The organism is Bartonella sp. AA74HLJMH (assembly GCF_042197045.1).
In the GTDB taxonomy this organism is placed as follows: domain Bacteria; phylum Pseudomonadota; class Alphaproteobacteria; order Rhizobiales; family Rhizobiaceae; genus Bartonella.
Genome location: NZ_JBHIRJ010000011.1, coordinates 21,698 through 46,300, shown reverse-complemented (window position 1 = coordinate 46,300; position 24,603 = coordinate 21,698). Strand labels below are relative to the sequence as shown.

Below are 24,603 nucleotides of genomic sequence, written 5' to 3'. Positions count from 1 at the left end.
CAGATTGAGGTGGCAAGAGCCGTCACCAGTCCCGCAAAGATTGCGGACCATGAAATGGGTGTGTGAAAGAGTGAATACTTTTCTTCTAGAGACGTTTCTCCTAGAAAATTCGTATCGAATGGTGTGTTTTCAGGAATGCGAGTTTCCATGTTTTATCTCCTTGAATATGCTGGAGATACAATGCCTTTTTGCTAATTATGTTCCAAAAGGGATATAGAGCAGCTAAAAAGGAATAGGAAAAATCTAAAGTTAAGATCGAGATCATCATGGTGGGACATTTTCTTTTGAAAATTTTGTTTAAAGCGCGTTCATAGAGAGTTTTTGTTGATCATAAAAAAGGGGGTGAAAACGACAAGGTACGCCTATAGGGCTTTATGAGGTCATTATATGGATGCTTTTTTGTTTATATTCTTTCATAAATTTGAATTTTTATCTCATGATAACGTCTTGGTCGATAAACATATGATAAGCGTTACGAATGGGAATATATTTATGTTTCATAAATAAAAGCACATTTTGTATAGAGAGCTCTTTCTTTGTGTTTTCGCTATTGTATTCTTTTGACAAATGCTTTTCTTTTTGATTGTATCAAAAAGTTTAAAGAGAGACCTTGTTAGGATATAAAATGTTTCGTTCAACTTTTTTTAAAAATCGTGAAATCTATGGACCTCTTTGTATTGGCTTTGATCCGAGCCATAAAGTTTTGCAATCGTGGAAACTAAGCTTTGATTATAAAGGTCTAAAAGATTTTTGTGATATTCTCTTAACAGCAGTTGTTGGTAAAGTAGGGATTATAAAGCCGCAAGTCGCATTTTTTGAATTATATGGTGTGGAAGGTCTTCAAGCTCTCAAAGAACTGATTGAAAATGCACACGAACAAGGCATATTGGTTCTGGCGGATGCAAAGAGGGGGGATATTGGCTCTACTGCTGAAGCCTATGGTAAAGCTTGGCTGGGTCTAAGCAGTGCGTTCAAAGCTGATGCCATGACAGTTAATCCTTTTTTGGGTTTTGATGCTCTTATTCCTCTGATAAAGGTTGCAGAAGAAACAGGAGCAGGGGTTTTTGTGGTTGTTCAGTCTTCTAATCCAGAGGGAAAACAAATACGAAATGCGCTTATTGGTGATCAGACACTCTCTCTTCATCTTGCACAGTGTATTTGTGATTATAATAGTCAGTCTTCGGTTCTCCATCATAATATTGGCCCCATAGGTGCGGTTATAGGAGCGACATTAGGATCTGAATCAAAAGACACAATCGAGCAGTTAAACAATAGTCTGTTTCTCGTTCCGGGTATTGGCGCCCAAGGTGGAACAATGACACAATTAGCAAATCAATTTCCACAAAGACTTTGGCAGAATGTTATTCCCTCTGTATCACGCTCTATTACAGATGCTGGACGAAATATTGTTGATTTAAAAAATGTTATCAATCATTTTGCAGAACAAGCGCAAAGCACACTGATGTCTTGAGGATTTTTGCATCTGTAATAAATCTGAAGAATTTTGAGAGGGAGGGCTTTTGAGGGGGATGTTTCCGATTTATCCAGAATCAACAGTTGCTTTGTGGTTTCTTTCAACTAGCACAGATGTCTTTTCATTGAATGTTAAGCGGGCATTTCATGTTGAGCGGGAGGCTATGTTCCTATTGAAAGTACAAATATTTTCAGTAGATTGCCTTAAGGGTAAAGGTTTGCATCTTTTAAAAGCAAAAGCTTATGCATATTGTTACCAGTTTCCAGTTGATAAAGTTATTGCAGCGTTTGTTTCTATAAGATAGACACACGTTATCGGTGAATATATATTGTTGTTAGAGAAAAACATGTCATCAAAACAAGAAAAAACCAAAGCCCGTTTACCCCGTGGGTTTGTTGATCGTACAAGTGCACAGTTGTATGCAACTGAAACAATGATTGCGCAAATTCGTGAAGTTTATGAACTTTACGGTTTTGAAGCGCTAGAAACTCCAATTTTTGAATATACAGATGTGCTGGGTAAGTTTTTACCGGATTCAGATCGTCCAAATGCGGGCGTTTTTTCGCTACAAGATGATGATGAGCAATGGATGTCTTTGCGCTATGATCTTACCGCGCCTCTTGCTCGTTATTTTGCCGAGAATTTTGAAATTTTGCCAAAGCCTTATCGCAGTTATCGTCTTGGCTTTGTTTTTCGCAATGAAAAACCAGGTCCAGGGCGGTTTCGGCAATTTATGCAGTTTGATGCGGATATTGTTGGAACACCAACGGTAGCAGCTGATGCCGAAATTTGTATGATGGCAGCTGATAGTTTGGAAAAACTAGGGTTTCAGCATCATGAATATGCCATTCGTCTGAACAACAGAAAAATTCTCGATTGCGTTTTAGAGAAAATTGGTTTGGGGGGAAATGAGCAGGTTGAAAAGCGCTTAACTGTCTTAAGAGCAATTGATAAACTGGATAAATTTGGTTCTGAAGGGGTGTGTCTGCTTTTGGGAAAAGGGCGTTTGGATGAAAGTGGTGACTTTACAAAAGGGGCGGAGCTTAAGGATAAAGAGATTGAGTGTATTCTTACCTTAACTGCTGCTGGAGCTGAAACAGCAGAAGAAACGCTTGAGGCTCTTAAAGAAGTGGTTGGTGATCATGTTCAAGGGCGTGAGGGAATTCGTGAGCTTGAGGAAATGCAAGCAATTTTTGCCGCAAATGGCTTTCAGAATCGTATCAAGATTGATCCATCGGTGGTGCGTGGACTGGATTATTATACAGGTCCTGTTTTTGAGGCTACGTTGCTTTTTGATGTTTTCAATGATGATGGGCAGAAAGTTGTTTTTGGCTCCGTTGGTGGTGGTGGGCGCTATGATGGATTGGTGGCACGCTTTCGTGGTGAAAACATTCCAGCAACAGGTTTTTCAATCGGGGTCTCGCGCTTGATCGCTGCTTTGCAAAATCTTGGAAAGTTGCCTATGAAGGAGACAACAGGGCCGGTTGTGGTGCTGATGATGGATAAAGAGCCAGAGGCGGTTGCTGGTTATCAAAAAATGGTGATGCAGTTGCGTGGTGCGGGAATTCGTGCTGAGCTCTATTTGGGGGCATCGGGGATAAAAGCGCAGATGAAATATGCAGATCGACGCCAAGCGCCTTGTGTGGTTATCCAAGGTTCTCAAGAACGTGAGAGCGGAAAAATACAGATTAAAGATTTGATTGAAGGGGCGCGTTTGTCTCATGAAATTAAGGATAATCAAACATGGCGTGAAAGTCGACCAGCACAAGTGACGGTTGATGAAGATCAATTGGTCAAAACAGTACAGGATATTTTAGCCGCCCAAAAATGATAATGGTAAAAGTCTTTATCGAAGTGATTGTTCGAAATATTTTGGAAATTTGAAATTCAATTTTTAAAATTTGTGCTTTGCTCGTTTATACGTGTTGGTGCACGCGTTCAAAAGCGGGGTTTTGAAGTGCGTGTGGCATAAAAGAGAGATTTTTTAAGAGATAAATAAGCGCTATTTGCTATAAAACGTGCCCTTCTGAGGATGCGATGATAATGCGTTAAAATGAGAAAAAAAATTGTAACGAACAAAAACTCTGAGAAAATTAAAGGGTTTCACGTAACGCTTCTGCAAAAGTTTATAAAAATATTGACAAGTTCATATTGGCTTCATCTTTGAATTCTCATCTATGAGTATCAAATCCTTTGATGTTTTCTTCTTGGACATTACAAAATCTAGCCTTATTGCAAAAGGAGGGAGAACTAGAGCGTTTTATCCTAAAAGACTTTTTAAGCTTCAAAAAACAATGGAATGACTTAAATCGAACAATTTTTTACAGGAGCATGTTTGGATGAATTGTAAGCTGCCATGATGGTAACTTACTAATAATATGCATTTTTCATAAAGTCAATTCTTTAACGGAGAAATGAAAATGGTCCAATATGATTTTACTCTGCTCTATGAACGAAATCCCTTTATTCTTGAAAGACCTGAGAATATTGGAAAATCATTTAAACTTCCTCCTTCAAATTTCGGATTTGAAGATCTTCCGCAAATTACCTTTTCAGGCGCCTCGTCGTGTCGGCGTATGATTTTTGGGTTATCATTTAGTGGTATGAAAGCATTTTTTGTGATGTTGTGGCAGGTAGGGAAAATGTTAGATGAGGGGGATGATGTGGACTTATGGTTTGATCAGATAACATTGGATCATGATATTCTTGAAGAATTTTTGACTTGCGATCTTTCAATTCAAGAACCAGAATATCTTAATTTTGAAAGCTTTAAAGAAGGTATCAAAGAATTAGAAACAAATAAAATTGTAGCGAAGGGGACAAAAAAAGATTGTTATTTCATCAATCCAGATATTTTTGGTCTTCCTGAATGTGATGAAGATTTTGAGTTCGATGAAGAGGAAGAGATAGAAGCACACTTTACGGTAGAATACCCGAATAAACAACTCCTTTAACCGTTTTTCTCTTAGAGAAAAATAAAAGCTTAGAATAAATGGCTATGAGAACAGCAATGAGTCTGTTTATGGTATGTGAATTGGAATGTTTGCGGGATCTGTTTTGATTTAATATTCTCCATGAATGGTTCTTTATGCAGAGCGGTTTTTATGCCATATTTTCTTCTTTTTATGAGACATAAGTTAATTTGAACTGTGCACCTCTTCAAACAAATGTTTGATCTGTATTTTCTTTCTTGGTACTTTTGTGAACTTTGCAGTAATGATGTTCATAGCTCTTGTATTTTGGCGCGTTTACGAGAGGTATTTTTACTCTTTTTAATCGTTTATTCATATGCCAATCCCACTTGCTAATGAGCAAGAAAATAGTTTTAAGGGATTCAATATAAGAAGGGATAAAATAAAACAATCTTATGATATTCGGCTCCTCTCATTCAATATGCAAAATTATAAATTATCTTTATAAATTAAAGTATTGTTCGATATAAAGTTTTTCTCAGTATGAGAAATTTAGCATTGATCTTGCATATTTCATCAATACGTTAGTCCTTGATGTTTCTGAGAGAGTTTTGCATGAATTTGCGCATTTGGCAATTGCATCCCCATTTTTTGATAGCGTGCAACAGCTTTTAACTCTTTGATTTTTTAGCTCCACAACGGGTCCAGATTTTTCATCAGCAATTTTTCAAGTTTTTTCAAAGCAGTTAAAACATAAAATATTTATTGAAAAAATTATTGCTGTAATCTTTTTTCACAGAAGCGTACACTCAACTTATCGTGTCTGCTTTCACGAATAGATGTTGTAAAAAGTAAACGACACAAATTTTCCTGCTCAGGAAATTTGTGTCGTAAAATTTTGTTTAAATAGACGATTGGGGGAATTAGCTTTTCAAGGCTTTTAAAACATGTTGTGGTGAAGAAACTTCGTAAGGATCTGTTGCACAATTATCTGAAAAACCTGCTTCTTCGAACCATTGTTCAACCACACCATCATTAATAACAGCTGCATAGCGCCATGATCGCATGCCGAAACCAACATTGTCTTTTGCAACCAGCATACCCATTTTGCGTGTGAATTCACCAGAGCCATCGGGAATTAATTTCACGTTTTTGATATTTTGTGCTTTTCCCCAAGCATTCATGACAAAAGCATCATTGACGGAAAGACAATAAATTTCATCAATACCCGCTTGTTTAAATTCATCATAGAGTTTTTCAAAATCAGGCAGCTGAAAGGTTGAGCAAGTAGGGGTAAAAGCTCCAGGAAGAGAAAAAAGAATAACACGCTTTCCTTTAAAGTAAGCATCGCTGTTAACTTCTTGCCACCGATAAGGATTGTCTCCATCCACTGATTCATCGCGTACGCGTGTGTGGAATGTTACATTGGGAACTGTTTTTTTCATCATCATGATGCTCCTGTATTCTTTTACGAAAATTTTGTTTTAAAACAGCCTTCGTATTTAAAAACATATGGCAAAAAGCGTTTTAAATAAAAGGGCTTCTTTAAAAATTCTTACTTCTAACGAGTGTGCAAATATTTCACACTTCCGTCAAGTAGAATTAATGGTCGACTTTGGATACTCTTCACCTTAAAATTATAGGAAAGAATATAAAGGTATTGATATGACCATAAAGACAGTTTTAACCACGGCTTTTGAGGGGCAAAAACCGGGAACGTCTGGTTTGCGCAAAAAAGTGTCTGTTTTTCAACAACCCCATTATGTAGAAAACTTTATACAGTCTCTTTTTGATAATATTGGGCCTCTTGAAGGAAAAATGTTGATTCTTGGGGGGGATGGGCGCACTTTTAATCGTACTCTTCTTCAGATTGTGTTGAAGATGGCGGCGGCGCATGGTGTTTCTTGTATTAAAATGGGAAGGGGCGGTATTCTTTCTACACCTGCTGTTTCGCATCTTATTCGTAAAACTCATGCCCATGGTGGACTTATTCTTTCTGCAAGCCATAATCCTGGTGGTCCAGAGGGAGATTGTGGTATCAAATACAATGTTTCCAATGGTGGACCGGCTCCTAATTCTTTATGTGATGCTATTTTTGCAACATCGCAACGTCTTTCTTTTTATAAAATTCTTGAAGCACCAGATATTGATTTAGATAGGCAAGGTACGATCTTTATGGGAGCCATGCGGATTGATATTATTGATCCTGTCGCTGATTATGTTGCTTTGATGCAGGAGCTTTTTGATTTTGACTGTATTGCCAAGGCTGTTGCTCGAGGTCTTACTTTACGGTTTGATGCCATGCATGCGGTAACAGGGCCTTATGCCCATGAAATTTTTGAAAAATGCTTAGGATTTTCTGAAGGGACGGTGGTTAATGGTATTCCTTTGCCAGATTTTGGAGGCGGTCATCCAGATCCCAATTTGGTTTATGCTAAGGATCTTTATGATTTATTGATGTCAGAGCAAGGACCAGATCTTGGCGCCGCCTCTGATGGTGATGGAGACCGTAACCTCATTATTGGTCGTCAACAATTTGTCTCGCCTTCGGATTCTTTGGCTATTATGGCTGAACATGCACACCTTATTAAAGGATATCGAAAAGGTGTTGTGGGGATAGCGCGCTCTATGCCGACGGGGCGTGCTGCTGATCTAGTTGCGGAAAAACACGGATTAAATTTTTTTGAAACGCCAACGGGATGGAAGTTTTTTGGAACCCTTTTGGATGCGGGAAAAGTAACCTTTTGTGGTGAAGAAAGCTTTGGAACGGGCTCTCATCACATCCGCGAAAAAGATGGTTTATGGGCTGTCCTATTTTGGTTAAATCTTGTAGCGGTAACAGAAAAAACTGTCGCACAGATTGTTCAACAGCATTGGTCCACCTATGGGCGTTTTTACACGTTACGGTATGATTATGAAGAAGTCGAAGCAGACAAAGCCTTGGCATTACTAGAGCATTTGCGTGCGCACTTACCACATGCAGGAACTGAAATTTCTGGATTTTTCGTCAAAAAAGCAGATGATTTTACATATCATGATCCCGTTGATCAGAGCGTTAGCACGCGGCAAGGTATCCGTATTTTTTTCGAGAATGGAGCACGGTTGGTGGTTCGTTTGTCGGGAACAGGGACGCTAGGTGCTACTTTACGACTTTATTTTGAACAGTATGAAAGTGATCCGCGCAAACACAATTTTAATCCGCAAGACGTTCTTAAACCTTTGCAACAGGTGGCACTAAAACTGTTAAACATACAACAAGCATTGGGGCGAGATCGTCCTGATATTATCACCTAAGATCATTGGAATGTTTTTTTGTAAAGGTATGATGATTGATCACATGGATGTGATTTTAGGGGTGTGATTTTATGTGCATAAGGGAGATCTTCCATTTTCAAGCTCTCTTTGTTTTTTCCTCCCTTACATATCAATCGGATTCCTCAAACTGCCGGATTCTTAAAACTAAATGCTGTAGGAAATTATAATCGAGCATAATCGGATCATTTATGTCCAATGGGTTTGCTCAATGGCTTGATAGCAATTTTTGTTTAATAGGGGAATGTTTCTCATACAAAACAAAATACGATCATTGTTGCACATTTCATATGTTTGTTTTAAAGAATCTTCTCTCTCAAGACACTAAAAACGCATCTTATGCGTGTTGCTTTGAAAGGGATAACCGGCCATCCATCCATTGAGCAGCACCATTTTTACGCTTATGAGAGAGTAAGACGGCACCATTATTCACTTTGCCCGCTTTCAATGTTGGTTCTTATATTTGAGAGTATTTAGTATTTTGGATAATCGTTTTACACGGCTTTTCCTACTTGTAACATGCAAAAGGCTTTGGTTGTTTCAATGTAAAAGGGGTTGAGAGAATCTCAGCTTATTTATCGGCTCTCATTCAATATACAAAACCATTAACTATGATTATAAATCAGTCTATTATCTAATATTATGACTGTTATCTTTACTTAAATAAAAGGTTAAGTTGGGGACATCATTTTCTTGTTTCTCAATGCTGCAATAGTTTTTAGCTCTCTGAGAACGTTTTATTCAGAGATGTTCCTTTTCTAATTGTTTTGTTATCCATTCGTTAATTGCATTGGTGATGTATAAGAAAATGATTTTGATTAATTTATTAGAGAGAATGCAGTGAGTAAATTTTATGATATGCGAGGGGGTTATTTGAGTTGTATAATGATCAATCATTTTTATAAACTTGTGTATAGTATGTGATGATAGCATTCATGAACACAGTTGGCAGATGAGGATTGAAACAAAGGGAAACATTTTTCTAAAATAATGGACAATAAGCACTTCTTGCTTTATGACCAGTCATAATGAATGATTTTTCTTTTAAAAGGGGAATTTATGACCCAATATCCCAAATGTCCTCGTTGTGATTGTCTTTATACTTATGAAGATGGTGAAAATTTTGTGTGTCCTGAATGCGCACATGAATGGCCACAAAAAAACGATGATACGGTTCTTGCCAATACTGTTTATGATGCCAATGGTCAGATTTTAACAAACGGAGATACCGTTATGGTGATAAAAGATCTGAAAGTAAAAGGCGCTTCATCTGTTTTAAAAGGGGGGACGAAGGTAAAGAATATTCGCTTGGTGGATGGGGATCATGATATCGATTGCAAAATTCCTGGGATCGGTCAGATGAGTTTAAAGTCGGAGTTTGTGAAAAAAGTTTAGGCATTTATCTTCTTGCAATTGTTTTTGCATTTCGTTGGTTTTCTATTTTTACATTCTTCTCTAATTGGGCATATTTTTCTCCAATGGGCTTCTTTTCTTGTTTCATAGATTACACCAATCAGATAGGAGCAATATGTTTTCCTTTATTGCAAAGCCATGTATCGCAGAGAAATAGCGACTCTTTCTTTTCTTTTAATATGCGGTTATGAGGGGACTGGATGTTGACTCATAAGCAACAATAAAAGTGTGCGTTTTATGAGAAAAACAACGCCGTAAAGTAGACAAACTTATTCCTGCTGAATTGAAAAAATATTCTCATTTTTTATCAGATAATTTCTCAAACAACCATAATAGATCTGGCTTCAATGTATTTATTTTTTATGGGTAGTTACACCTTTTGCGTCATATTTATGGAAATGAGATTGAAAATGATAGAGGAAATTCTTGATTTTAAGAATGGAAAAAGGACGCTATGACCTTGATAAGGTCGTACAGTCATTCATTTTCCAGCTCTTAGTGCTGCAACAGTCTCTTATAAAAGTGTACATAAGAGCTATTAAAAATAGTTTTTATTATTATCCAGTTTGTGCTGTGTAAGCGGACGATTTTGATTGATGCAATAAAAACAGAATTGAAATAAGAAAAATGTCAGAATTCTCATTCAAGTTGCAAAATATGATCTTTGTCAACTTGCTGCTACAACATATTGATTTATAATAATAAATTAGCGTTATTCATATTGAATTAGAACCCCGAATAACGTGGGATTCTCTCATTTCAAATCTGTTCCATGTTGAATCAATTAAAATCACTTGCTTGCACACCACACGCGGGGCTGGCGTGTGGGTAAAAATGAGGAAAGAAAGGATTAAAAATGACTCTTATGAATCGTCTTAATGAAAGAGCTGTCGCATCATTAGGGGCTGGCAGATATGATGATGGTACCGGCTTGCTACAAGAAGTATTTTGCGTGATTTGTCGTTGGAAGCACTGAGAAAGATAGAGCAAATGAGCACTCTATCGTACAATGTTTTCTTTTTTGGGTTTTCTTTTTTTGTAACGAGGTCGTGTTTTCCTCGTTAAAATTGCATGACAAGATTATGAGATAAAATAAATTTAAAGTGCACACCCATGCATTGTACTTCTGTGTACGGATTGGTTTGTTGAAATAACTTATGCTTCTTAAAGGGGGCTTTGAAATCTTTTTAAGGCATATGTGGAGGTGAAAGGTGAGTGAAGGTATCATTATTGGACAGATTTTTTTAACAGTACTCTATTTTTATGGCTGCATAGCTTACTTCTAAAATTTCAGGAATAAAATGACGTAAGATCTTTACATTCCATGTTTGAGCGCTGTTGAAGAGGGGCAATCGGTGTGGTTATTTTACCTATTGAGGTCAATATTTATTGTGGCATGGCTTCAACGCCTAAAACTTCAGGGATAAAATGGCGTAAAAGATTTTCAATACCATGTTTGAGGGTTGCCGTTGAAGAGGGACATCCAGCGCAGGAGCCGCGCATATTGAGATAAACAATACCATTTTCAAATCCACGAAAAGTAATATCTCCACCATCGTTGGCAACTGCGGGGCGGATACGTGTTTCAAGGAGCTCTTTAATGGTTAAAACAATATCAGCATCTTTTTCGTCATAAAATTCTTCGTTAAGGGCATGGGTTTGTGCTTGTGTTGTAGCGTTGGTGGTGATCACTGGCTCATTGGATAGAAAATGTTCCATAATTGTGCCTAAAATGACGGGCTTAAGATGTTGCCATTCCCCTTCTTTTTTGCTTACGGTGATAAAATCATAGCCTAAAAAAACACCATTGATATTGGGAATATTAAACAGTTTAGCCGCTAAAGGTGAGTTTTTAGCTGCTTCTTCACGGTCACGAAATTCTAATACGCCCTCAGAAAGAACCACGCGTCCTGGCAAGAATTTAAGTGTTGCAGGGTTTGGGGTGGTTTCAGTTTGAATAAACATAGATTCTCCTTTTATAATGAAGGATTGGGAAGATCTTACATTGTAGAATATTATATTTTTTAGGCAATAGATCTAATATCTTCATCGGCAAGATTGCTAGGAATAACAATGACAGGGATTGAAAAAGCTGTTCCTTTATTCCCGATTAATTGAACAAGGGGTCCTGGTCCTTCTGTATGTCCACTGGCTGCTAAAACAATCAGTGCAATCCTTTTATCTTCGTCGATCAGTTTAGAAATCTCATCAATTTTTTTTCCTTCACGCACTACTATTTCTGTTTCAAGCGCATGGGTGGTGCGGACTTCACTGGCAATGTCTCCTAATATTTTATGAGCACTTTGCTTTGATTCTGTACGCATAACGTTGTTTACACCCAGAAAATGTTGAAATTCTACACTATCAACGACACAAAGTAATACCAATGTTCTACTGGTATTTTGGGCATGCTGTGCGGCAAACGCAACGGCACGCCGACACTCTGGTGTTTCATCGATAATAACTAAGTTTTTTTTCTTTGGTTCTTTTTTCGGATTTTGGGGTTTGGAAATCATGCACTTTCTCTATTTTGTACAAACGATTTTTTTGCTCTCTACAGTTTTTAGTTTTATTATTTTTATGTATCTTGCAAAAATCCAATAATTTCACGAATTTTTTTCATATTTTCTTCTGCGAGCATACTAGCACGTTTAGCGCCATCATGCAAAACAGAGTCGATATAACCGCTTTCTTGATGAAGGCGACGTAATTCTTCTGTTATAGGGGCAAGCTTATGGACAACAAGGTCGGCTAGAGCTGTTTTAAAATGCGAAAATTGTTGACCAGAAAATTCTAAAAGAATCTTTTCTTTGCTAACTTTGGCAAAGGCGGCATAAATACCAAGCAGGTTATCTACTTCTGGTCGTTCTTTTAAAGCGGCAAGGGTATCGGGAAGTGGAGCCGAATCCGTTTTGGCTTTGCGTATTTTTTTTGCGATAAGATCAGCGTCATCGGTCAAATTAATGCGTGAAAAATCTGAAGGATCTGATTTTGACATTTTTTTCGTCCCATCGCGCAAAGACATAACGCGTGTGGCTGTTGTTCCAATCAGTGCTTCTGGAAGAGGAAAAAAGCCTTGTCTTTTTTCTTCATCTGTTTGCATAGAGATGCCAAAATTTAATTCGGCAATACGCTGTGCATAGTCGTTGTTAAATTTTTGTGCAATATCGCGTGTGAGTTCAACATGCTGTTTTTGATCTTCGCCTACTGGAACATGCGTTGCACGATAGACTAAAATATCAGCAGCCATCAAAGTGGGATAGGCAAAAAGCCCGATGGATGCTTTTTCGCGATCTTTTCCCGCTTTATCTTTAAATTGTGTCATGCGTTGAAGCCAGCCGATACGGGCAACACAATTAAAAATCCAGGCGAGTTCAGCATGTTGAAAAATACGTGATTGGTTAAAAATAATGTGTTTTTGAGGATCAATACCGGCGGCTAAAAAAGCTGCTGTCACTGTTCTGGTGGATTCGCGTAAAGTAAGGGGATCTGGGTTGACTGTGAGCGCATGCATATCCACAACACAATAGAGGCAGTGATGAGAGTTTTGCAGTTCAACCCAACGCTGAATGGCTCCAAGATAATTGCCAAGATGTAAATGACCACTCGGTTGTACGCCGGAAAAGACAAGTGGTGTGAAGGTATCCATAGGAGTGCTCTTTCTTCAATTAAGGTTATTCATTTTATTGTTTTTGACAAAGTATAGATATTATGAGCGTTTTTTCAAATTTTTAAGCGTGTGAAAAAAGGAACGGGTGTTGAATAAAAAATAGGCACTAAAATAGATCAAAAATATGCCAATCATGATCCCAGCTAAGGTGATCGCGCGCAAGAAAAATGATGCTTGTGAGGATAAAGGAAAAGACAAAAAACCAAACACATTCAATCCGTAATAGAGGGCTAGTGCACTCAAAAGAGTTGCCATCATGAGACATAATATTCGCTTTATCAGTTGGAAGTCGTATTTCCAATAACCGCGTTTGATAAGGACACTCCACAGCAAAAGGGTGTTGGCCCATCCAGAGGTAATTTCAGCAATAACAATGCCTCGTGCAGATAGAATAGGAAATAATGTTAAGGCGAGACTGATATTGATGAAAACGCAAATACCTGTAAAAATCATCGGTGTTTTGGTATCTTCATGGGCAAAAAAATTAGGAATAAAGACCTTAATAAGAACAAAAGCTGGAAGTCCTAATCCATAAAGTTCTAGTAATTGTGCAACATGGTGTGTTGATTGACTGGTAAATTGTCCTCGTTCAAAGAGCAAACTGACAATGGGAGTGGAGAGCAGCAAAAAAGCAATGGATGCTGGAAGTGTTAACAACAATGTTAATTCAATAGAGCGATTTTGTAAATGGTGGGTTTCTTTATGCTTTTTGCTCCGCAAAGCGCGTGTTAACTCTGGTAAAAGAACGGTTGCAACGGCAATGGCAATTACGCCTAAAGGCAATTGATAAAGACGATCAGCATACATCAAAGAAGAGACAGCACCCGATTGACTAGAAGCAATGTTGGTATTAATAAGCAAATTAATTTGCGTGATGCCACCTGTGATGGCTGCGGGGAATGCTAAAGTTAATAGCTTACGAACATTAGGACTTAAATGGGGCTGGCGGAAGGAAATTTTCATTCCACTTTGACGCAAAGCAAGGGCAATTAAGGTGAGTTGAAGAAGCCCTGCTGCCAATACACCCCAAGAGAGATTTAAGCCGATATGCCAAGCGTCAAGTTTATAGATCCAAGCATAGGCAAGCACACCAATCAGAATAATGTTTAAAAAGAGTGGGGCAATGGCGGCAATAAAATAGCGTCGCAGCGCATTAAGCATACCCCCCATCATGGCAGCAAGCGACATGCAGGTTAAATAGGGAAACATGATTGCAGTAAAGTGAATTGTAGCGTTAAATTTTGTTGCATCTTCGGTAAAACCTGGGGCAATAATGGTTCGTACCAAAAAAGGCATACTCAGTTCCATCGCAATCGTTAACAGTAAGAGCAGCGAAAAGAGAACACCAAAGACTTCTTCTGCAAATTTGCATGCCGTTTCGTGACCTTCTTCAGTGATTTTTTTTGCAAAAAGAGGAATGAAAGCAGCGTTAAAGGCACCTTCAGCAAAAAAACGACGAAATGTGTTGGGAAAACGAAAAGCAGCGTTAAAGGCATCAGAAACAGGACCTGTCCCTAGGGCTGCTGCCATAAGCATTTCGCGTACGAAGCCAAAAATACGGCTCATGAGGGTTCCGGAAGCAACTGTTGCAATTTTTTTAATCAATGTCATAAAGATATATCAGCTTTGTTGTAAAAGAGAAGCGATGACAGGAGAAATAAAGCGTTTTAAATCGTAAAAATCTGATCTCTATCCTAATCAAGGATACTTTTTGAAAGCGTTTTACGACGGTGTTTATCTTTCTGTCAACAATGGTGCTTGAAGACTTTTTTATGCTCCTTGTTTACTGTTGTATTAAAATTTTTATTGTTGCCATAAAATAATTAAAATTTCTTTTTCAAACTGAAATATGCGAGTGATATCATAACAGTTTGAAGGGATATATAATGATAATTTCTCTCTATGGGTGATGTCGTGAATAGTGCAACCCAATACCGTTCTGTTTTATGTGAGGGGTGTGACCCTATTAAAGAACGCAAATAAAATAAAAGCGTGGAGCAATACGCAATTTCCATTATTTATTCATTATTAAAAAAAACAGCGCTTTAGATGTTTTAAAAAGTCGTAAGGCTGAGCTAAAAGGTGATGGTAAAGCTGGTGATTGGTTTTTACTTTTACGACTTTATGTTCTCCCAAAATTTGTCTGCCCTCCCGTTTTAGAGATTACATAAACAAGAGGATAGGAAGATATGATCTTTCAACAGCATTTTGTCTGTTTTTAGCACAACAGGTAATGAAAGTGATTCATTATCATTTTCAAAAATGATTGATCCTTTTATTTTTCCTGTTCAGATTTCTATTCTCGTTGAGGTGCAATTGATTTGCCGATGAAGGCAGGGGGGTAAAGGCTATCATTTTTACCAGAGGGGGAGAAAAAGTTAAAGTTTATGAACCTTTTAGACATTCATTGTCATTGCTTTTGCGTGCGCCGTTTTGTGAGGTTGAATATTTTCTTGTCTTTTGGGACTCTGATTGACGTTTTGTGTCATTTTTTGCACTTTAATTGCTTCTTTATCAAGGGTGTTGGAACATTTTTTTTCATTGTTTTTCTTTATAGATTGATGCTGGATAGATTGATACTGGTTTGGTGCGAAGCGCTCATCGAATTTATGGTTATAAAAATATATGGGTTGTATATGCGGTTCTATCTCTTTTATCTGCTTGACTATTTCCATAATCTCTTTTGCTTTGATGGTTGATGTGCCAAGACTCTTCGCAAGTCTTTCAGGATTATTTTCTTTTATAACTTCATGCTCGTTTGAAGATAAGCGCTCATTGATTTTTTTGATATAAGTCCTTATCTCCCCCCTTAATTCAGGAGAGTTTGATAACATTTCTTGCTGTTGTGCTTTTGACAAGGAAAGGAGATTTTTCATCCAAGCCTTAGGCATTTCTACCGACTGTTCACACCGCCTTTGTTTTACATGATGGGTATGGAGAATGTCTCTTTCTGTTTGTTTAGAAATATTGATATAACGATCAATGGCTCTACAGAGGGGCAAAATATTTTCTTCAGCATGGGCGCGCGCGTTGTTTTTTATGCCAAATACATTGCTACCAGAAAGCTTAGAAATCGATTGGGGAGAGGTGGTAATTTGATAGGTGAGTTGTTCTCCTTCAGTATGATTTTCATGGATCATCTCAATTTTTTCCCGCAAAATATGACGATTGCCATAAATGATTTGGCACAAAGTTTCTATTTCTTTTCTTCTTGCTTGAATGGATGCGTTGTTTTTTATCCTTGTGGCAATTTCATTGTTGGTAAGGGGGGCTATTGTTTGTGCGGGGATAAGCACTTCTTGCTGGTTTTGAATTTTTGGTGCTGTAAAGGAGAGGGCGTCACCGATTTTTAATGTCTGTATTTGCTCTGGGGTGAGATCTTTTTTATTTCCCAAGATGAAAATTCCGTTAGCATCAAGCATAAAGCCATTGGGTCCACTGCCTCTGTAAAAGCCTTTATAGGTATGACCTTCTTTTGCTGTTATAATAAGATGATGATGAATACTCTCAAGCCCGATATGTTTCATACTGTCCATGAATTCTTTTAAAATAAGTATTTTTTCTGGATTTGAGATATCTTCAAGCAGATGTTTCATTTCTTCTTTATCGTTATGTTTTAGCGATGCAATGCTGGCAAGATTCATACGTTTTTCTGTTACAAGAGAAAAGTCGAGTGTGTGGCCAGCAACTTGCCCAAGTTTTTCAAAAAACATTCGTTGCGTGCGTCCATTGCCTTCTCTGAAAGGATGTGTATAGTTGAGCTGTATCAACATTTCAGTGACATGTTCAACAAATGTTTCGCGGGTTAAGCCTTTTAAACTATTCGTTTCAGCAAGTATTTTATCTAAATTTTCTAGTCTCTCTTGTATCTGTTTTGCTGAGGCAAAAGAAATACCAGCTTTTTTCATCATTGGCATATAAGCAACGGTACCATCTTCAAATGTAAATGGTTTTTCGCGTGTTTGTCCGGCCCATTCAAAAGTATTTTTAAATAGGGTGTGATGAATATATTGGAGATATGTGGAAGTTAGTTTTTGCGGTGGCGCTTCTTGGCGTAGATGAATGATTGCTTTTGTTGTATCATGGGCACATTGCACTTTTAATTTTTTATAGTCTTTTATACCATATTTATTTTTTAAGGTGATACTATTAGGGCAAAAGAAATTACGGTACATTGTCTTATTTTCTTCGGTTTCAGGCGGTGATGATAATTTCTCCTGTAAGGTGAGAGGGACGGTGTTCGTTTTTCTTGTACCAGTATCCCAGTATGCCATTGCTTTTTTGGGGGGCTGTTTTTCTATTTCTTGATGATCAGAGCGTGTTTCCTTTGTCATTTTGACAGATATTGGATCATTTGTCGCTGTATTACTGCTCTGTAAAATGTTTTTTTGAAAATCTTTTTGCATTTGCCTCATAGCGGAAGCAGATTGAGCAATTGGTTGTGCCATTTGTTCTTTTTCTTGTTCTTGCAAACTTTTGGGCATAGCTTCAACGCTGTCATGTAAAGTATGAGGGGCAATCCATGGTGAAAAATAGGATTTTCCCTTTTTCTTTGTTTGAATGGATGCGTTGTCTTTGCTCTTTTCAGTTATTTCATCGTTTTTAAGAGTGGCTCTTTTTTCTTCTTTTTCTTCTGGAAGCAATGTTTTTTGCTGGGTTTTTTCTGGGTTTTGAATTTTTGGTGCTGTAAAGGAGAGGGCGTCACCGATTTTTAATGTCTGTATTTGCTCTGGGGTGAGATCTTTTTTATTTCCCAAGATGAAAATCCCGTTGGCATCAAGCATGAAGCCATTGGGTCCACTGCCTCTATAGGTACCATGATAGGTTTCTCCTTCTTTTGCAACGACAGCGAGATAATAATTTTTTTCATCCAATCCAAGCTCTCTCATAGAGTTGGTGAATTCTCGTAAGAGGAGCAATTTTTCTGGATTTGAGATATCTTCAAGCAGATGCTTCATAGGCTCTGGGTTGCCATGTTCCATGGCAGCGGCGCGGACAAAGTCTTTACGTTTTTTGCTCACAAGAGAAAAGTCTAGCTCATGTCCTGCTGCTTGAGAGAGTTTTTCAACAAACAGTCTCTTTGTGCGCCTATTACCCTCTCTGAAAGGATGCAAGTGGTGCAAATCTATCATTATACTAGCTGCTTGTTCAACGAATTCTTCGCGCGTTAAGCCTTGTAAATTATTCTTTTCAGCAAGCGTTTTATCTAACTTTTCTAGTCCCTCCTGTATTTTTCTGCCAATCGCAAAAGGTTTTGTAAATTCTTTTCTTTTCAAAATGGGCATAGAAGCAACAGAGCCATCTTCAAATGTAAAAGGCTCTTGGCGTGTTTGTCCGGCCCATTCAAATGTACGGGAAAAGAGGCGTTGATGAAGGTATTTTAGATAAGAGGCATTAAACTGCTCTGGTAGAGGTTCTTGGTGCAGTTTTATCATTTCTTTTTTTACATCATTAGAACAGCATTCTTTTAATATTTCTTTATCTTTGATGCGGTATTTATTTTTAAGCACTTTGCTATTGGGGTAGAAAAAATTTTGCGCTTCTTCATTGATTTGCTTTGAAATGGCTGCATTAATTACAGAGTGTTGTTCTTGCAATTCTTCCTGTGTAAAGGAGGCACAATGTTCTGTGTTTTCTTTCATGCATATTTCCTTTCAAATGGTAACATTATTTTTTGAAATCTTCTTTGTTTACATTTTTTGCCTTATGTTATTTTCATAGCGTTTTCTTCAAAGAAGAATGCCTATTTGAATGATTGAAAAAATTGACCTTATTCGCATGGAACAAAGTTAAAGTTTATAATTTTGAAGTATTATCGTGAAATTTTATCAATGAATTCTGTAAAATAATGGGGTGTCTTATTCAAAGTTTTCTGTATTTCACACACCGTCTTTGGTGCAATCTTGGCAAGATAATTGCACCAAAGTTTTGGATAAAAAGCCAACAATTAGGAGATTTATCACGACAAAGCCATTGCTTTTGATGTTTCGGCTCTGCGCGGTCGAACATGCGGCTGGTCTTCTTGTCTAGAAGTTGCTGTAACCTCTTTATGCCGCTTTGCTGTTGAGCGTTCAGGCAGCTTTGGAGGCTGCGATAAGCTTTGCTGCTTTTGTAATTTTTTATCGAGATCGGTAGGCGGTTGATGACGTTTTTGTTGTTCTGCCTGATGGTTTTGCACAATGGTTTCTTTTAACTGTTTTACAGTTTCAGCATACTCCTTAATGACGGTACAAAGAGTAGGAAGATGTTCTTCAGCGGCTTTGCGTGCTCCATTTTTTATGCCAAGGACTTGCTTACCAGCAAGTGGAGCAACAGATGCAGAATCCTTTTCAATTTGAAATACAAGCTCTTCTCCCATCTCTGGAATTTTGTGCATATCTTCTATTCTATATTGCAAAATAAATGGATCCTTATAAACAATTTGGCACCAATATTGGATCTCTCTTTGACCATATTGAACCGATGGATCTTGTTGAACTCTGCGGGCAATTTCCTCATTTGAGAGAGGCTTTATTTTCTTTTCTGAATTGAGCGGATTTTGTAAATGTTGATTTGTTAGCTCTTCCTCTTGTGTTTGTCGCTGATGTTGTTGTTCCGTGTGAGAACCTTGTAAAATATTTTCACTTTTTGTATATTTTGAAGTATACACATAACCGTTAATGGCAGCACATAGGGTGGGAAGAGTTTCTTCAGCTTTTCTGCGCGCATGGTTTTTTATGCCAAGAACTTTTCTACCAGCAAGCTTAGAAATAGACTTAGGCCGTTCTGTAACATCCCATAAGAGCTGTTCTCCCATATCGGGGTTTTCTTTGATTGCTTCTATTCTTTCATTTAAAATAAGTCGGTCGCCATAAACCTTTTCGCTCAAAAATCGTATTTCTTCTTGATATGCTACGAGCAATAGCTCTCTTTCCATTGTATTAATAGATGGTTTTTGTTCGTGAGACGGTTTTGGTTGTTCAATTGCTGTGTGTGTAGAGGAAGTTTTTGGGACGACAGTATCGCTTTGTTTTCTGTTTTCCATACGGTGCGGTTTTCTTGAAGGCGGGACGGCATATGTTCCACTGTCTTGTGATGATGAACTGCTTTGCTGCCTGACTTTCATATGTGATGATGTTTTGGGTCTAACACTTGGTTCGTGTGTTTCAGGATTTTGAATTTTTGTGCCGTTTTGTGCTCTTTCTCTCATGCGTGGGGGAAGGGGCGGAGCCACTTTTGTCTGTAGAGAAGGGGATTCTTGAGCAGTTGGTTTGTTTTGTTCTCTATCTTTTGCACGCGGTGGTCTTTGTGGGGCCATTTTTATGCGCGTGGAGGGGCTTTCTTGGGTTTCATGCTTTTGGATTTTTGCGTCGGCTTGTGTTTTTTCTCTCATACGTGGGGGCGGGGGCGGAGCCATTTTTTTTTGCGGGGAAGGGGACTCTTGAACTGTTGGTCTATGTTGTTGCCTCTCTTTTGCACGCGGAGGTTTTTGTGGAGCTGCTTTTGTGTGCGTGGAGGAGCTTTCTTGGTTTTTTGAGTTGGAGATTGTTGTGCCGGTTTGTGTTTTTTCTCTCATGCGTGGAGGAAGGGGCGGAGCCACTTTTGTCTGTAGGGAGGGGGACTCTTGAACTGTTGGTTTATGTTGTTGCCTCTCTTTTGCACGCGGGGGTCTTTGTGGGGCTGCTTTTTTTTGTGGGGGAGGCGTCTCTTGGTTTTTGGCGTTAGGAGGCATTGTGCTGGTTTGCATTGGGCTTTTCATACGTGGGGGAGGTGGTGGAGCAACTTTTGGGTGGGGGGATAAATTTTCTGGGCGTTTTTCTACAGTTGCTTTTGGCAAACTTTGAGAAACTTGGGAAGGAGGGGTTCTGGTGGGGGATTGTTCAGCCGGTTGTTGAAATTTTTCCATCATTTCGGTGATAAAAGGGGAGGGATTTCTTTTTTTCATGCATGTTCCTTTCAAACTCTTCCAATATTGTTTTTAAATACTATTTAAAAATGTACGTTGGTTTTTATTCTGTTTTATGCTTTTTCATTTGCTTTTATGAGAGAGGATATGAAACTGAATGGTTTTGCATGATTTGACTCTCTTGGCTCAGATCATAATCATTCTCTAAAGATTGTTTTCTCCAGTGTTTGGGTTAAGGGACGGAAAAATAAATTGTGTTTCAATTTTCTCTCTTTCTTGGCGCAAACACCTCTTTCCTGTGTTGCGCCAAGACGTTAGATTCAACGTGAAAACTTATGTCTGTTTAGCTGGCAAAAGCCATCGCTTTTGGGGCGGCAGTTTTGCGAGGACGAATATCTGTTTCTCTTTGTTGCGTAGAGGGTGTTGCTCCTTCATGCGTTACTATTGAAGGCTCAGGGCGTTGAGCAGACTGTGAGACGCTTTGTTGTTGATGCAAATTTTGCGTTCTGTCAGAAGATGCTTCATTGTGTTCTTGTTTTGCCTGCTGAGTTTTTGAAAGGCTCTCTCTTACTTGTGTTACAGCTGTTGCATAATTGTCAGCGGCGTCAATGAGGTGAGAAAGACCCGCTTCAGCATGTCTGCGTGCTTTATTTTTAAAGCCACAAAAGTTACGACCAGTGTATTTGTTAAAAGACTGAGGATTTCCGGCAAGTTGCTGTGCCAGCTGTTCTATTGTTTCAGGGTTTTGGAAAAGCTCTTCTGTTTGTGATTGCAAAATGTTTGCGTTCCCAAAAACAACAGTGCACCAATATTTGATTTGGGCATGGTGTCTTCTGACTTTTGAATGTTGGTGAATTTTGGTAGAAATTTCTGTCTCTGAAAGCGTTTCTTTTTCGCGATGATCTGGTTTTTGCAGAAGTTTAGCGACGGCTTCCTTCCCCATGAAGCGTTCATAGTTTTTGAGTTCTTGCTCTGGAGATTGTAAGAGGCTCTCTCTTGCCTGTTTTACAGCTTCTGTATAACAATCAACAGTGACACTGAGAGCGGAATAACTCTCTTCCGCTTGTCTACGTGCTCGACTTTTGAAGCCCAGCGCGCTGGTACCGGAAAGTTTAGCGATACTTTCAGGATAGGCTGCCATGCGCCATGAGAGCTCTTCTCCTGCAGCGGGATCTCTTTGAATTTCCTGCATTTGTTCTTGCAAAATGTTTGGGTTACCATAGGCACTTGCGGATAAACGTTGGATTTCTTCTTGATAGGTTCGAACCAATGAATGGTGTGGAAGCAATAGAATGATCTCTTCCTCTGAGATAACTCTTGTTGCCCTCTGGGTAACTTGTGAAGGAATTGTTGCGTGTGTCGTTTCAGCTTCTTCCGGTATGGATGACAGTCTTTTGCTTTTTGAAGGCGTTTCTTTAGGAAGGGGGGCTGCTGCGCCTGAGACCTCTGCCGCCGCTTGTTCATAGAGCTTTATAAGTTCTTGTATTGAAGAGGATGGAAAAGGATGAGGGTGTTTTTTTTTCATGCATGTTTCCTTTCAAAAATTGTTTTAGAAAACCTCTTTGGTGCATTCTTGCCTTTTATGCTTGGATCGCTTTGAGACAAAAGAAATATCGAGCTGAATGAGCTTCCAAAGATCTGCGCTATTTGCAATCAGCTTAATGGACATTTGTGTCTTTTATACAGTTTTTTTGTGAAATATTATCAATAAGTTATCAATAGTCGGCATGAATTACAGGCGCCATTTTTAGGGCTATTTTTTGTAACATTCTAAAACAATTCTTGGCGCAATCGCGATAAAATGATTTGCGCCAAGAAACTCACTGAAAAAAAGATTACATGAAAAACAAAAACTATCTGTTTTTATGTTTATGCCCCCTTACATGGCATAAGCTATTCCTTTTTCTCCGTGTCTTTGTCGTTGAGGGCTGTGCTCTGGACTATTGTGTTCTTGTCCTCTTGTGTGATGATGACGATGATGATGATGGTGTCTCTCAACTTGCTGAGAATTTTCTTGATGGCGTCTTTGTTCCGCTAGAGGGGTTTGCGATAGTCTTGTTGCTGCGTCTTGTACAGCCTTTGTATAACCATCAACGGCATCAACGAGCGATCTAAAACCATCTTCAGCTGCTTTGCGTGTTTGATTTTTTAAGCCAAGTGTGGAGCGGCCAGCAAGTTTATGTATAGATTCAGGATTTTCAGCAAGTTGATTTGAAAGGTCTTTTCCTTTAGTGGGATCTGTAAGTATTCCTTGCAAGTGCTGCTGGAAAATCGTATCATCGCCATAAACAATTTTACTCCAGTGTATGACTTCTTCTGCATGTGCTTGGACGTGTGGATTTTTTAAAAGCATGACACTTATTTGATCAGCTGTGAGGGAAGATGAAGATCTTCCTCTTTGTTGTGGAGAAGCAACCGTTGTATAGTCAGTTTCAGGATCTTCTGTCCTTTGATGTTTACCTCTTGAAGAAGGTGTAACGCTGCTAACTGATGCGTATAGAACATCAGTTTCGTGTCTTGGAGAAGCAACCGTTGTATAGTCGGTTTCAGGATCTTCACTCCTTTGAGCATGATGTCTGTCTCTTGAAAGAGGGGAAGAGGTGCTAACTGATGCGTATAGAACTTCCTCTTCTGGGGTTGGACCGCGCTGGTTTCCTCTGGTTGGTTTATTAACTTTTGCATAGAGGGCTTCTGGATTTGCAGAAGGGCTTGGATGATGTTTTTTCATACATGTTTCCTTTCAATATTTTTAGAAAACCTCTTTGGTGCATTCCCCACTTTTAGTTTTGATAACTTTTATATAAGGAAGATATCCAACCGAATGACCTCCAAAGATTTTGCGCTATTCATATTGATATGTAATGAACATTTATGTCTTTTATACAGTTTTTTTATGAAATTTTATCAATAAGTTATGATAAATTATAGGATTCTTTTTTAGAACTATTTTTTGTAATATTTTAAAACAACCCTTGGTGCAATCACGATAAAATGATTTGCACCAAGAAACTCACTGAAAAAAAGATTACATGAAAAACAAAAACTATCTGTTTTTATGTTTATGCTCCCCTTACATGGCAAAAGCCATTCCTTTTTCTCCATGTCTTTGTTGTTGTGGGCTGGGCTCTGGACTATTGTATTCTCGTCCTCTTGCGTGATGATGATGGTGGTGATGTCTGTGTTCTGGGTCTCTTTCTGGACTTTCGTGTCTTTGACTTCTTTCTCTTTCCTGCTCCCGTGTAAACTGTTTATGGAGCTTTTGTGTATTATGTATATGTCTCTCAAGAGCTGAGCAAAGGTGGGTAAACTCATCTTCAGCTTCTCTGCGGCTTGGAGATTTTACACCAAGTATTTTGTGACCTGCAAGCTTACCAGCGCTTTCAGGATTTTCTGCAAGCTCCAATAAGACTTTTTCTGCACCCTGAGGATCATCAAGGATCTTCGCAAGTGGTCCATTCAAAGCATGTTCTTTTCCATAAACAACTCTGCATCGCTCTTGGATTTCTCTTACACCATATTGAAAGCTTGTGTTTTGTAAAAGCTTTGTTGTAACCACATCTTTTGGGGTTCTGGGAGGGGAGATTCTGCCTCCGCCAACGCCTTGATAGATGGGATTTTCTAGTTGTTCAGACTCTTGCCCGCCTTCAGCCCCCATGCCAACCGTTGTATAGACAGATTCGAGTGATCTTTGGGGAGAGTGCCTACCATTTTCACCAACTTCAAGCTCTGCATAGAGATGTTCTGGTTCTTGGGGATGTCGTCCACCCTGTGCACCTCCACCAACTGTGTCGTAGGGTGTTTGCCAACCTTGTGCCGCCAGATCCGTTATTGAATAGGGGTTTACGAGTTTGTCGGTGCGTCGCCCATCACTCGGTCTCCCACCAAGTCTGTCATAGGGATTTCCTAGTGGCTTTTTGGGAGCATAGATCGTTTTTGG

16 protein-coding genes and 3 pseudogenes are annotated in these 24,603 nt (G+C 38.7%); 8 read left to right on the top strand and 11 right to left on the bottom strand.

Annotated features, from left to right (window positions below; translation table 11 throughout):
* A pseudogene (locus ACFINH_RS06845) lies at nt 1-149 on the bottom strand (DUF3792 domain-containing protein); the annotation flags it as partial.
* 476 nt (nt 150-625) lie between these two features.
* Between ACFINH_RS06845 and pyrF the strand changes: the two are divergent.
* From pyrF to ACFINH_RS06825, 4 genes are all read left to right on the top strand, one after another.
* Nucleotides 626-1,471, top strand: coding sequence for an orotidine-5'-phosphate decarboxylase (gene pyrF, locus ACFINH_RS06840; protein WP_375632474.1), 846 nt, complete (start codon nt 626-628; stop codon nt 1,469-1,471).
* A 58-nt stretch (nt 1,472-1,529) separates the two neighbouring features.
* Nucleotides 1,530-1,778 (top strand): hypothetical protein, encoded by a 249-nt coding sequence (locus ACFINH_RS06835; protein WP_375632473.1) that lies wholly within the window; start codon nt 1,530-1,532, stop codon nt 1,776-1,778.
* Nucleotides 1,779-1,820: 42 nt separating this feature from the next.
* Complete coding sequence (gene hisS / locus ACFINH_RS06830; RefSeq protein WP_375632472.1) at nt 1,821-3,305, top strand: histidine--tRNA ligase; 1,485 nt, start codon at nt 1,821-1,823, stop codon at nt 3,303-3,305.
* A gap of 589 nt (nt 3,306-3,894) precedes the next feature.
* A complete protein-coding gene (locus ACFINH_RS06825; RefSeq protein WP_375618298.1) occupies nt 3,895-4,428 on the top strand; it encodes a replication protein in 534 nt (177 codons plus the stop codon).
* 881 nt (nt 4,429-5,309) lie between these two features.
* Here ACFINH_RS06825 and ACFINH_RS06820 read toward each other — a convergent pair.
* Nucleotides 5,310-5,834, bottom strand: coding sequence for a peroxiredoxin (locus tag ACFINH_RS06820; protein WP_375632476.1), 525 nt, complete (start codon nt 5,832-5,834; stop codon nt 5,310-5,312).
* A gap of 217 nt (nt 5,835-6,051) precedes the next feature.
* On the opposite strand from ACFINH_RS06820, the gene ACFINH_RS06815 reads away from it, so the two are divergent.
* From ACFINH_RS06815 to ACFINH_RS06805, 3 genes and pseudogenes are all read left to right on the top strand, one after another.
* A complete protein-coding gene (locus ACFINH_RS06815; RefSeq protein ID WP_375632471.1) occupies nt 6,052-7,680 on the top strand; it encodes an alpha-D-glucose phosphate-specific phosphoglucomutase in 1,629 nt (542 codons plus the stop codon).
* A gap of 1,077 nt (nt 7,681-8,757) precedes the next feature.
* Complete coding sequence (locus ACFINH_RS06810) at nt 8,758-9,093, top strand: zinc ribbon domain-containing protein YjdM (protein WP_375632470.1); 336 nt, start codon at nt 8,758-8,760, stop codon at nt 9,091-9,093.
* Between the two features lie 874 nt (nt 9,094-9,967).
* Nucleotides 9,968-10,048 (top strand): annotated as a pseudogene (locus ACFINH_RS06805) (DUF4102 domain-containing protein); the annotation flags it as partial.
* Between the two features lie 449 nt (nt 10,049-10,497).
* Here the strand turns inward: ACFINH_RS06805 and ACFINH_RS06800 are convergent.
* The 4 genes from ACFINH_RS06800 to murJ all read right to left on the bottom strand — a co-directional run bounded on the left by ACFINH_RS06800 (nt 10,498) and on the right by murJ (nt 14,392).
* Nucleotides 10,498-11,076: a NifU family protein gene (locus tag ACFINH_RS06800; RefSeq protein WP_375612176.1), complete on the bottom strand. Its 579-nt coding sequence runs from the start codon at nt 11,074-11,076 to the stop codon at nt 10,498-10,500.
* A 59-nt stretch (nt 11,077-11,135) separates the two neighbouring features.
* Nucleotides 11,136-11,627, bottom strand: coding sequence for a universal stress protein (locus tag ACFINH_RS06795; protein ID WP_375612177.1), 492 nt, complete (start codon nt 11,625-11,627; stop codon nt 11,136-11,138).
* A gap of 62 nt (nt 11,628-11,689) precedes the next feature.
* Nucleotides 11,690-12,760 carry a tryptophan--tRNA ligase gene (gene trpS, locus ACFINH_RS06790; RefSeq protein WP_375632469.1) on the bottom strand — a complete coding sequence of 357 codons (1,071 nt, stop codon included), beginning with the start codon at nt 12,758-12,760 and terminating at the stop codon, nt 11,690-11,692.
* Nucleotides 12,761-12,820: 60 nt separating this feature from the next.
* Nucleotides 12,821-14,392, bottom strand: a complete 1,572-nt coding sequence (murJ, locus tag ACFINH_RS06785; RefSeq protein WP_273790944.1) for a murein biosynthesis integral membrane protein MurJ — start codon at nt 14,390-14,392, stop codon at nt 12,821-12,823.
* Between the two features lie 312 nt (nt 14,393-14,704).
* Here murJ and ACFINH_RS06780 point away from each other — a divergent pair.
* Nucleotides 14,705-14,949, top strand: a pseudogene (locus ACFINH_RS06780) (integrase); the annotation flags it as partial.
* Between the two features lie 228 nt (nt 14,950-15,177).
* Here the strand turns inward: ACFINH_RS06780 and ACFINH_RS06775 are convergent.
* The 5 genes from ACFINH_RS06775 to ACFINH_RS06755 form a co-directional block, all read right to left on the bottom strand.
* On the bottom strand, nt 15,178-18,423 hold the full coding sequence (locus ACFINH_RS06775; RefSeq protein WP_375632468.1) for a BID domain-containing T4SS effector: 3,246 nt from the start codon (nt 18,421-18,423) through the stop codon (nt 15,178-15,180).
* Between the two features lie 317 nt (nt 18,424-18,740).
* Entirely contained in the window at nt 18,741-20,705 is a 1,965-nt protein-coding gene (locus ACFINH_RS06770) for a BID domain-containing T4SS effector (protein ID WP_375632467.1), read from the bottom strand.
* A gap of 304 nt (nt 20,706-21,009) precedes the next feature.
* Entirely contained in the window at nt 21,010-22,191 is a 1,182-nt protein-coding gene (locus tag ACFINH_RS06765; RefSeq protein WP_375632466.1) for a BID domain-containing T4SS effector, read from the bottom strand.
* A gap of 354 nt (nt 22,192-22,545) precedes the next feature.
* The gene (locus ACFINH_RS06760; RefSeq protein ID WP_375632465.1) at nt 22,546-23,394 is read right to left on the bottom strand and encodes a BID domain-containing T4SS effector; all 849 of its coding nucleotides are present in this window, start codon (nt 23,392-23,394) and stop codon (nt 22,546-22,548) included.
* 342 nt (nt 23,395-23,736) lie between these two features.
* The coding region (locus ACFINH_RS06755) for a BID domain-containing T4SS effector (protein ID WP_375632464.1) at nt 23,737-24,603 on the bottom strand (867 nt) is incomplete at its 5' end.

What these genes read in the sequence shown, in the direction of transcription:
- ACFINH_RS06760 (WP_375632465.1), bottom strand. Translation starts at nt 23,394, where the DNA reads ATGAAAAAACATCATCCAAGCCCTTCTGCAAATCCAGAAGCCCTCTAT.
- trpS (WP_375632469.1), bottom strand. Translation starts at nt 12,760, where the DNA reads ATGGATACCTTCACACCACTTGTCTTTTCCGGCGTACAACCGAGTGGT.
- ACFINH_RS06825 (WP_375618298.1), top strand. Translation starts at nt 3,895, where the DNA reads ATGGTCCAATATGATTTTACTCTGCTCTATGAACGAAATCCCTTTATT.
- ACFINH_RS06770 (WP_375632467.1), bottom strand. Translation starts at nt 20,705, where the DNA reads ATGAAAAAAAGAAATCCCTCCCCTTTTATCACCGAAATGATGGAAAAA.
- ACFINH_RS06835 (WP_375632473.1), top strand. Translation starts at nt 1,530, where the DNA reads ATGTTTCCGATTTATCCAGAATCAACAGTTGCTTTGTGGTTTCTTTCA.
- ACFINH_RS06810 (WP_375632470.1), top strand. Translation starts at nt 8,758, where the DNA reads ATGACCCAATATCCCAAATGTCCTCGTTGTGATTGTCTTTATACTTAT.
- ACFINH_RS06800 (WP_375612176.1), bottom strand. Translation starts at nt 11,076, where the DNA reads ATGTTTATTCAAACTGAAACCACCCCAAACCCTGCAACACTTAAATTC.
- ACFINH_RS06795 (WP_375612177.1), bottom strand. Translation starts at nt 11,627, where the DNA reads ATGATTTCCAAACCCCAAAATCCGAAAAAAGAACCAAAGAAAAAAAAC.
- murJ (WP_273790944.1), bottom strand. Translation starts at nt 14,392, where the DNA reads ATGACATTGATTAAAAAAATTGCAACAGTTGCTTCCGGAACCCTCATG.
- hisS (WP_375632472.1), top strand. Translation starts at nt 1,821, where the DNA reads ATGTCATCAAAACAAGAAAAAACCAAAGCCCGTTTACCCCGTGGGTTT.
- ACFINH_RS06815 (WP_375632471.1), top strand. Translation starts at nt 6,052, where the DNA reads ATGACCATAAAGACAGTTTTAACCACGGCTTTTGAGGGGCAAAAACCG.
- ACFINH_RS06775 (WP_375632468.1), bottom strand. Translation starts at nt 18,423, where the DNA reads ATGAAAGAAAACACAGAACATTGTGCCTCCTTTACACAGGAAGAATTG.
- ACFINH_RS06765 (WP_375632466.1), bottom strand. Translation starts at nt 22,191, where the DNA reads ATGAAAAAAAAACACCCTCATCCTTTTCCATCCTCTTCAATACAAGAA.
- pyrF (WP_375632474.1), top strand. Translation starts at nt 626, where the DNA reads ATGTTTCGTTCAACTTTTTTTAAAAATCGTGAAATCTATGGACCTCTT.
- ACFINH_RS06820 (WP_375632476.1), bottom strand. Translation starts at nt 5,834, where the DNA reads ATGATGAAAAAAACAGTTCCCAATGTAACATTCCACACACGCGTACGC.